9 protein-coding genes are annotated in these 9,882 nt (G+C 63.6%); 7 read left to right on the forward strand and 2 right to left on the reverse strand.

Annotated features, from left to right (window positions below; translation table 11 throughout):
- The first annotated feature begins 102 nt into the window (after positions 1-102).
- A complete protein-coding gene (locus QMX78_RS09575; RefSeq protein WP_282268823.1) occupies positions 103-993 on the forward strand; it encodes an MBL fold metallo-hydrolase in 891 nt (296 codons plus the stop codon).
- A gap of 97 nt (positions 994-1,090) precedes the next feature.
- Positions 1,091-1,927 carry a hypothetical protein gene (locus QMX78_RS09580; protein ID WP_282268824.1) on the forward strand — a complete coding sequence of 279 codons (837 nt, stop codon included), beginning with the start codon at positions 1,091-1,093 and terminating at the stop codon, positions 1,925-1,927.
- A 140-nt stretch (positions 1,928-2,067) separates the two neighbouring features.
- Here QMX78_RS09580 and QMX78_RS09585 read toward each other — a convergent pair whose 3' ends face one another.
- Positions 2,068-2,478, reverse strand: a complete 411-nt coding sequence (locus QMX78_RS09585) for a g-type lysozyme inhibitor (RefSeq protein ID WP_282268826.1) — start codon at positions 2,476-2,478, stop codon at positions 2,068-2,070.
- A 58-nt stretch (positions 2,479-2,536) separates the two neighbouring features.
- Entirely contained in the window at positions 2,537-3,169 is a 633-nt protein-coding gene (gene upp, locus QMX78_RS09590; protein ID WP_282268828.1) for a uracil phosphoribosyltransferase, read from the reverse strand.
- A gap of 99 nt (positions 3,170-3,268) precedes the next feature.
- Between upp and QMX78_RS09595 the strand changes: the two genes are divergently transcribed.
- From QMX78_RS09595 to QMX78_RS09615, 5 genes are all read left to right on the forward strand, one after another.
- Positions 3,269-5,890, forward strand: a complete 2,622-nt coding sequence (locus QMX78_RS09595; protein WP_282268831.1) for a TonB-dependent receptor — start codon at positions 3,269-3,271, stop codon at positions 5,888-5,890.
- Positions 5,887-6,996, forward strand: a complete 1,110-nt coding sequence (locus tag QMX78_RS09600; protein ID WP_282268834.1) for a phytase — start codon at positions 5,887-5,889, stop codon at positions 6,994-6,996. Before QMX78_RS09595 ends, QMX78_RS09600 begins: the two co-directional genes overlap by 4 nt.
- Positions 6,997-7,055: 59 nt before the next feature.
- Positions 7,056-8,384, forward strand: a complete 1,329-nt coding sequence (locus QMX78_RS09605; RefSeq protein ID WP_282268839.1) for an FN3 domain-containing metallophosphoesterase family protein — start codon at positions 7,056-7,058, stop codon at positions 8,382-8,384.
- A gap of 4 nt (positions 8,385-8,388) precedes the next feature.
- Entirely contained in the window at positions 8,389-9,000 is a 612-nt protein-coding gene (locus QMX78_RS09610) for an inorganic diphosphatase (protein ID WP_282268835.1), read from the forward strand.
- 201 nt (positions 9,001-9,201) lie between these two features.
- Positions 9,202-9,690 carry a hypothetical protein gene (locus tag QMX78_RS09615; RefSeq protein ID WP_282268837.1) on the forward strand — a complete coding sequence of 163 codons (489 nt, stop codon included), beginning with the start codon at positions 9,202-9,204 and terminating at the stop codon, positions 9,688-9,690.
- Positions 9,691-9,882 lie beyond the last annotated feature (192 nt).

Consider the following 9,882-nt stretch of genomic DNA (forward strand, 5'->3'; position numbering starts at 1 on the left):
CAGACGCACACAGCACGACGTCCCCGCCAGTGTCGTTGCCCGTCAATTATCCGCCACCGGATCCTTGCGAATATTTAACGCGTAGCGGGTAGAATTTTTCATATGAAACTTTGGTCGATTCGCGGTAACTCGCAAAAACTCGATGGCGGCGCGATGTTCGGCAACGCGCCGAAGGCGTTGTGGGAGCGCTGGGCGGAGGCCGATGATGCCAATCGCATCGAGCTGGCATGCCGGGCATTGTTGGCCAGCCCGTTGGGTGGCAAGACGGTGTTGTTCGAAACCGGCATCGGTGCCTTCTTCGAGCCCAAGTTGCGCGAACGCTATGGCGTGCAGGAGCCGCGGCATGTGCTGATGGATTCGCTGCGTGAAGCAGGCTTCGAGCACGAAGACATCGATGTGGTGGTGCTGAGTCATCTGCATTTCGATCATGCAGGGGGCTTGCTGGCGCCGTGGTCGGAAGGTCGCGAGCCGGAGCTGTTGTTCCCCAATGCGACCTTCGTGATTGGTGCCGAGCACTGGGAGCGCGCCAAGCATCCGCACCCGCGTGACAGGGCCAGCTTCATTCCCGAGTTGACCGGTTTGCTGGAAGCCAGTGGCCGCCTTGAGATCGTTAGTGGTGCCTATTCGAAAGTACTCGGCGAATCGGTACGTTTCAGCTTCAGTGACGGCCATACGCCAGGCTTGATGCTGGCCGAGATCGTTGGCCCCGAGCGGGTCAACGGGCAGTCGCGTGGTGGCGTGGTGTTCTGTGCCGATCTGATTCCTGGCCGTTCCTGGGTGCATGTGCCGATCACCATGGGTTACGACCGCAATGCCGAACTGCTGATCGACGAGAAGCGGGCATTTCTGGAAGACAAACTGGCGCGCAACGTGCACCTGTTCTTCACCCACGATCCGCAATGCGCGATGGCGCAGGTGGTGCGTGATGAGAAAGGGCGCTTTGGCACCGCCCATGAGGTGGGTGAGCTGAAGGCCCGCTCGCTGGCCGCCTGAGCTGACCAACGGCAGGAAAAAAAACTGACTTCCGGCACTGATTCCGGAAGTCGTCAAAACCGACATTGGTCCCATCATCCAGATCCGGGGCAATGTCTTGAAACTTCCTTCTCTCCTGCGACGCGCCGGGCTTGCTGTGCTCCTGTTGCTGGGGCCGGCTGCCAGTGTGTTGGCGGCGCCTGCCCAGGTACTGCCATTGCGCATCAGTGCCGAGCGCTCCACCACGCTGGCAATATGGGAGCCCGCGCAGGTACGTGGCATCGTGTTGTTTTCCTCCGGGCACGGGGCCTGGCCGGAGCGCTACGAGCGCCTGCTGCAGTCATGGGCCGATGCCGGATTCGTGGTGCTGGCTCCGCTGCATGTGGACTCGATGAAGTATCCGCAGCGTGAGCAGTTCTCACTGCAGCAGGGGTTGACCGAACGTTTCGCCGACATGCGTGCCGTCAGTGGTTATGCGGCGGAGCACTGGCCGGGGGTGCCGGTTGCTGCCGCCGGTCATAGCCTGGGGACGCTGGTATCGGCGACGCTCGGTGGTGCGCTCAGTGGCTTGGGGCCGCTGCGAGATCCATCGGTGGTGGCGGTAGTCGGCTTCTCGTCGCCGGGGCGGATTACGGGTCTGATCAATGAGCAGTCGTATGCCTCGCTGGCCGTGCCGTTGTTGCTGGTCACCGGCGACAAGGACCTGGTGCCGGGCTTTGTCAGTGACCCTGCCGATCATCTCTATCCTGTCGAGACTGCACCTGCCGGCAACAAGACCGGGGTGGTGCTTGCCGGGGGCGACCACAATCTGATCGGCGGGGAGCGGGAGCCGCTGTTCGAACGGGCGCGCGAGCTTGGTACGGCTTTCCTGCGTGCGCAGCTGCTCGAGGATGAGCAGGCGCGGAGCCTGCTGGCAGCACCCGCTGCTGCGGATGAGCGCTGGCTGCGGCGCTGATGGGGAGCAAGCCGGTCAAGCGAACTGCACGGGTCAGCCTGATCTGTGTGAGCTGCTTCCAGTGCACCGGTCGTGCAGCAGGGCCGCGTTTGCCGGCGTAGCCAATTCCGCCATGCTGTCGTGCATGGCGGGGATCGCCGTCAATGAATTGCGAAAGTCATTGCATAGGCCGCCTGCGCACCGCGACGGGCGGCTGCACGGACCTGGTAGACCTGCACGGTGTAGGTTCCCGAGGTGGCCAACATGCCGTTCCATGCCTGCCCGACGTTGCCACTGCCGAGTGCGATGGCAACGCCGGGAACATCACCTGGGGCATAGATGTTAAAGCCGATGTTGCTGCTGCCGGTCAGACTGATCCGCATGGATTGGCTTGCTTTGGCATCCAGCGTGTAGTTGACGCTGTCATAGCCAAGCAGGGTGTGGCTGGTGCTGAAGCTGTGCGTGCCCTTGGCGAACTGCACCGGGAGTGTGGTGACCTTGTCGGCGGCAGCCGCCCCCTGCGCGCCGAGTGCAACTGCTGTGGCCAGGACCAAGGGCATGATGCGCTTCATCGTACTCACCGTTTGCGTTGGGAAAGGCTGGCGGTATTCGTCTGGCCGGCCGCGGTGCTCAACCGATCCGGGTGCCGAAGATGCGATCACCGGCATCGCCCAGGCCCGGCATGATGTAGCCCTTTTCATTGAGGCGCTCGTCGATGGCGGCGGTATAGACCTCCACGTCCGGATGCACGGCTTCCAGTGCCTTCAGGCCTTCCGGTGCGGCGACCAGGAAGATGCCCTTGATGCGGCGTGCGCCTGCCCGCTTGAGCATGTCGATGGTGGCGATCAAGGTGCCGCCGGTGGCCAGCATCGGGTCAAGGATCAGCGCGTCGCGCTCTTCCAGGCGGCCGGTCAGGCGCTCGAAGTAGGGCACTGGCTGCAGGGTTTCCTCGTCACGCTGCAGGCCGACAACGCTGACACGCGCGGCTGGAATCAGCGACAGCACGCCGGTCAGCATGCCGAGGCCGGCGCGCAGGATCGGCACCACGGTGATCTTGGCACCGGCAATGCGCTGGACCTGCACCGGGCCGGCCCAGCCTGCCTGGGTGTGGCTTTCGGTCTCAAGATTGGCGGTGGCCTCGTAGGCCAACAGGGTGCCAAGTTCGTTGACGACCTCGCGGAAATCCTTGGTGCTCATGGATGCATCGCGGAGTAGGCCGATCTTGTGCTGGACCAACGGGTGGCGGACTTCGACGATTTTCATGGCGGTGTGATGACAGGGAAGAGCCGATAGTTTGCCGCAGTCCTGCTGTACCCAGCCAGTAACGGACTGAAATATTGCAGCCGTGCATCTGTAACAGTGATGCAATTGAACGGACATACCGTGCACACCCATCCTTTACACAGATTGGGGGCGGTAGTGCGCAAGAGCGTCTTGGTGGTGGCGGTGACGACCGCGGTGGCCTGCATGGCTGCCGCGCCTGCATATGCACAACAGGCCACGGCCGATGGCACGACCACGCTGGCCAGCGGTGCGGCAGCTGCCATCGACCTGGAGCGCATCGAGGTACGAGCACAGCGCGAGGCGCAGATCCGCGCCGTCGAGCTCAAGCGCGACGCCAATGGCGTGCAGGACGCGGTGGCCTCCGACTCGATGGGTGACTACCCCGACATGAACGTCGCCGAGTCGCTGCAGCGCCTGCCTGGCGTCAGCGTCACCCGCGACCAGGGCGAGGGTCGCTTCGTGGTGATCCGCGGCCTGGATGCGGCCTTGAACAGCGTCAGCATCGACGGCATCGCCATCGGTACGCCCGAGGACTCCTCGCGTGCAGCGCCACTGGACGTGATTCCGTCCGAGTCCACCGAGCGCTTGCGGGTGATCAAGTCGGCCACGCCGGACATGCCGGGTGACGCCATCGGCGGCGCGGTGGTGGTGGAATCGGCCTCGGCCTTCGACCGCGATGGTCGCTCCCTGAAGGGCAAGCTGGAGGGCAGCCACCAGGAGTTGTCAGGCGAGACCAGCCCGAAGGCTGCATTCAATTACAGCGAAGTGTTTGCGGAAACCTTCGGTGTGGCTCTGGGTGTGAACTACCAGAAGCGCAGCTTTGAATCCGACAACACGGAAGTGGAGTACGGCACGTTCGATGGCGGTGCCGACGACGATCTGGCCGCGGTCGAGATCCAGCGCCGCAAGTACACCATCGAGCGCGAGCGCACCGGCGCCAACCTGAACTTCGATTGGCGGCCCGATGATGCCAACCGCTATTACCTGCGCACGCTGTACAGCCAGTTCGACGATGCGGAAACCCGCCAGCGCACGATCTTTGGCCTCGGCGACGGTGAGATCACCGCCCTGGGCGGCGGGCGCTATGAGGTCGCTGAGCTCGATGCCGATGCCATCAGCAAGCGCATGCGCTACCGCACCAAGGAAGAGAACACCTTTGCGGTCAGCCTGGGCGGTGAGAATACGTTGAGCGGCGCGGTCTTGGACTACAAGGTGGGCTACACCAAGACCCGCGAGCGCGTGAACGATGAAATGGAAGCGCGTTTTGACTACGACGGTGGCCCATTCTCCGCCACCCTCAACCAGAACAGTGGCATTCCCGGCCTGGGCCTGAGTGACAGCGGTTGGCTGGACAACGGCAACTACGCGTTCGACCGCGTCGTGCTCTCGCCCAAGCAGGTCGACGACAGTGAGCGCAGCGCGCAGATCAACATCCGTTTCGATGGCGACAAGGGCAGCTACAAGTTCGGCGTGCTGGGCCGTTGGCGCGAGCGTGATGTCAATGTGGACGAGGTCGAGCTGCGTACCGGCCCGGCGGTTGATCTGTCCAGTTGGAACGGCAAGACGCTTGATCACCGTGGCGGCAGCCTCGGCCAGGGCATGAGCTCGGCGGCGATGCGTGCCTGGTGGGCGGCCAATGGCAGCAAGTACAGCGCCAGGGCGGGCGATGTCGCCGGCAACACGATGACTTCGCTGGAAGAAGACTATGTAGCCAGCGAGGATATCCTGTCGGCCTATGCGATGGGCACCTGGGACATCGGCGCATTGCGGGTGATCGGCGGCGTGCGCGTGGAGAACACGCAGTTCACTGCCACCGGCAACGACGTCGATATCGACGGTGACGGCGAAACCGTCACGGTGACCCCGCGTATCGCCAACAACAGCTATACCAGTGTGCTGCCTGGCCTGCACCTGCGCTACGACACCAGCAACGACTGGGTGCTGCGTGGCTCGGTCAACAAGACCGTGGCGCGTCCATCGTTCGGTGATGTCTCGCCGCGTCTGGCGGTCAACCGCGATGATGAAGAAGCGCGTATCGGCAATCCGAATCTGGACCCGTACGAGTCCACCAATCTTGATTTCTCGTTCGAGCGTTACCTGGGCGAGAGCGGCATCATCTCGATGGGTCTGTTCCACAAGTCCATCGATGGTTACATCGTGCAGACCGAGACTGATAACGATCCCGAGTATCCGGACTTCAAGGTGACCCGCTCGATCAATGGCGACAAGGCCAAGGTGTTCGGCGCCGAGTTCAACTGGCAGCAGCAGCTGAGCTTCCTGCCGGGTGCATGGTCTGGTCTGCTGGTCGGTGCCAGTGGCACGTGGTTGGACACGGATTTTGATCCGGGCATCGCTGACCGCGAAGGCGATGACTTCAACCTGCCGCGCGCGTCCAAGAACATCTACAGCGCGCATATCGGCTACGAATGGGGCGGCCTCAGTACCCGCCTGGCCGGTGTCTATCGCAGCGAGTACCTGGACACCATCGGCGACAGCCGTGCATTCGATATCTACGTCGCGCCGCATACCCAGCTCGACTTCAGCTTCGACTACAAGCTGAGCAAGAACGTGAGCCTGTATCTGGAAGCTTCCAACCTGCTGGATGAGCCGCTCGAGCTGTACCAGGGCGTGTCCTCGCGTACCCTGCAGAACGAGGAATACGGACGTACCTACGCGATTGGCGTGAAGGTGGCACTGTGAGGACCGCGCTGCTCGCTACCGCCGTTGCCTTGGTGCTGGGCGCCTGCCAGCCGGTGCCGAAGTCCAGCACGCCACCGACCGCCGCCGATCTTGCCGAGGGCGCGACCGCTGTCGCGTCCACCTTGGTGGCCGAGGCCTTCCTGACGCCGATGACGCCGGCTGACAACATCGATTCGCCGGCCAGCTGGCGCGGTGCCGATGGCCAGTTGTGGCTGATCGCCACCGCCAAGGCCACCGACAAGCTGGTGGTGTACGACGGCCAGACCGGCAAGCATCTGCGTGACGTCGGCAGCACCGGCACCGCGTTGGGGCAGTTCGACCGCCCCAATGGCATTGCGGTGCAGGACGACCTGGTGTTCATCGTAGAACGCGACAACCACCGCGTGCAGGTGCTGCAGCTGCCGGACTTCAAGCCGCTGGGCGTGTTCGCCGGCAATGACCTGCGCAAGCCCTACGGCCTGTGGGTCAACCCGGTGCAGGGCGGCTATGACCTGTACGTCACTGACTCCTACGACGATGGCGAGGATGCTGCGGGCAATGACATCCTGCCGGCGCTGGAGCGTCTGAACGAGCGCGTGCGTCGTTATCACGTCAGCGTTGCCGGCGGCGCGGTGCAGGCCAAGCTGGTGCGAAGCATCGGCGACACATCACCCAAGGGCGCATTGCGTGTGGTCGAGTCGATCTGGGGAGATCCGGCCAACGACCGCCTGCTGATCGCCGAAGAAGACGAAACCTATGCCAGCGAGTTCAAGGTCTACAACCTGGCCGGTGACTTCAGTGGCGAGACCTTTGGTCGCGGCCTGTTCAAGGCGCAGGCCGAAGGCGTGATGCTGCGTACCTGCGGCGATGGCGGGTGGTGGATAACCACCGAGCAGGGCAAGCAGCGCAGTACCTTCCATCTGTTCGATCGCAAGACACTGGCGCCGGTGGGTTCGTTCCACGGCAACACGGTGGCCAATACCGACGGCATCTGGAACAGCCAGCAGGTGTCGGCACGTTTCCCGCAGGGTGCGCTGTACGCGGTACATGACGATCAAGGCGTGGTGGCCTTTGATTGGCGTGATATCGCCAAGGCGTTGTCGCTGCAGCAGGAGTGCGGCCAATGAGGGCACGGGGACGCTCTCGCCAGCGGCTGCCGCTGCTGGCGCTGATCAGCGCAGCGCTGATGGGTGCAGCTGGAGCGATGGGGGCCGCTCCAGCTGCCGAGCCCAACACGCAGGTGCCGGCGGGGAGCCGGCACTACGCGGCCAGTGGTTTTCCTGACCGCATCGTCGCGTCGCCAGCGCAGGATGCCAGCAGCGGTTTCGCTGTGGCGTGGCGTACCGCGCCACTTGCCCAGCCGGCGCTGCTGGAAATCACCGTGGCTGGCGACTCGCCGGACATGGGTCAGGTACGGCAGCTCACTGCGAGCAGCCAGCTGCTGCAGACCGAGAACGGCGAAAGCCAGCACCATCGTGCGTTGATTGATGGCCTGCAGGCCGACACGCTGTATGCCTACCGGGTGCAGGGGCAGGGCACCTGGAGCGCGTGGCAGCACTTCCGTACTGCCGCTGCCGCTGGTCAGCCGCTGACCGTGCTGTACTTCGGCGATACCCAGAACAAGAACCTCAGCCATGTCAGCCGAGTGATACGGCAGGGCTGGCAGACCGCACCGGATGCGCGGCTGACCTTGTTTGCGGGTGATCTGGTCAGTGGCGGTGATGGCGAGGACGACAACGAATGGGGCGAGTGGTTCGCCGCCGGTGGCTGGTTGCTGCCGGGCATGGCAGTCGCACCGGCTGCAGGTAACCACGAGTACTTCGAAGAGTTCGAGGACACGCCGCAGGAACGGCGTGTGCTGGGCAAACATTGGCCGCTGACCTTCGCGCTGCCAGGCAATGGTGCATCGGCTACAGCCAGTACCACCTACTGGTTCGACTATCAGGGCCTGCGCGTGGTCGTGCTGGATGGTACTTCGGCACTGGATCTGGGCACCGCGAAGGCGCAGGCGAACTGGTTGGAGGGTGTGCTGGAAAGCAGTCGCCAGCCCTGGAACATCGTGGTCGTGCACCAGCCCCTGTATCCCCTGCGGGCCGAGCGTGACAGCTCGGTGCTGGCCAGCGAGATCCGCCCGGTACTGCAGCGGCACAAGGTCGATCTGGTGCTGCAGGGCCACGATCACACCTACGGCCGCCGTGCCGATACAGGTGCGGCATTGCCGCAGTACATCTCGTCCGTTGCCGGTCCCAAGCAGTACCGCTTGTCAGCGGAAGCGCGCGCGACGATGAAGCCGACCGCCGAGGACACGCAGTTGTTCCAGGTGCTGCGGCTGGACGACAAGGGGCTGCACTACGAAGCGCGCACGGCAACCGGCCGGCTGTATGACGCTTTCCAGATCAGCCGCGGTGCTGATGGCGGCAAGCAGTTCAGCGAGATCACCGAAGGGCGCATCCCACAGCGTGATTGCCCGCGTGCGGTGTCGCCCAAGGGCCGCGACGACCGTTGCTGGGAGTAGGCGGATGAAGGTGATGCAGGCAGCGCTGTGCGGCGTGTTGTTGGTCGCAACTTCAACCGTACTGGCGGCGGGAGGGCTGCTGCATCCCTTCGCCTTGCCGCAGCCCGATATGGCGCCGGAGGAAGTGCTGTTGGCGGTGGAGATTCCCGCTGGCGGCGCGATCAAGTACGAGCTCGGTGAGCATGGCGAGTTGCGGGTGGATCGCTTCCTGTCGATGCCGGTTGCCTATCCGGCCAACTACGGTTCGATGCCGCAGACCTTGGCCGGTGATGGTGATCCGCTGGATGCGCTGGTGTTGACCCGGTTCCCGATCCAGCCCGGCGCCGTCGTCCGCTTCCGCCCGCTGGGCGTGTTGCGCATGGTCGACAAGGGCGAGGCCGACGAGAAGATCGTTGGCGTGCCGGTGGATGCAGTCGACCCGACCTATGCAAAGGTACGTGCGCTGGAGGACCTGCCGGTCATGGACGTGCAGCGCATCGAGGCGTTCTTCCGCACCTACAAGCAGCTGCCAACTGGCGCCGATATCCAGCTCAACGGCTGGGGCGATGCGGCCGAGGCCCGGCAGGTGATACGCCGGGCACTGCTGGACTACCAGCAGGCCAGGCCGACGCGTTGAGTATCCAGCCGGTTTCACGGCTCTGGATGCGGCTTCCTCCTATAATGAACACGGATTGTCCGAATGTGCTGCGCTGCGGGTGCCGGTAAGGCCGCCCGCAGCGATGGCAGCAGGTAGCAATGACAGCTCGGCCAAGGGTGTTGGCCGGGCGATCACGGCGGACTGCCGGTAACGGCAGGTGCCCAATCAAGGAGGGTGGTCATGCGCATCATGGGAAAGGCGTGGAACAAGTTGGCTGTAGCAGCCATGTTGCTTGCAGTAGCTGCGAGTGCGGCGGCGGCCCCGCCGTTGGAAGAAGAAATCGTCAACCCCAGCGAAGTTCTGTTCGAGGGTGGCAAGGCCTATGCCGCTGCTGGCGGTGGCCAGATGGAGCAGTTGCACAGCCGCAAGCAGGGTGGTGAGACCATTTATTATCGCCTGGTCCGCTACGACAACGAGAACGGCTACGTCGACAATGACGGCGCACAGGCGCTGGCGCAGACCTTCCGTACCGAATCGAGCATCGGCCAGACGCCTTACCGTTACTACGGTTCCGGCCATTTCGCGCGTCCGGATTTCTACAATAGCCCCTATAACCGTGATGCCCGCCAGCGCTACTCCGGGCCGGGTTATTTCGGAAGCTGCAGCCGCTATGACGGCTGCAAGGAAGTGCAGATCGTGCCGCTGTGGCCGTATTACCGCGGTTACTGACGACGCATTGATTCCTGACCTGGGCAAGCGCTGCACTCCCGGGGCTGTGGAGTCATCAGGCTTCCGAGCCGGATCTGACCGTATTGCTGTTCTTCCCGGGTGCGCTGCACTTATCGGGGCTACGGCTTGGCGATAAGAGCGCTTGATGCAAACAGAAACGGCGGCCTTGATGGCCGCCGTTTGTGTTTGACG

Origin of the sequence: Stenotrophomonas sp. PS02298, from assembly GCF_029959445.1 — a bacterium.
GTDB lineage: Bacteria > Pseudomonadota > Gammaproteobacteria > Xanthomonadales > Xanthomonadaceae > Stenotrophomonas.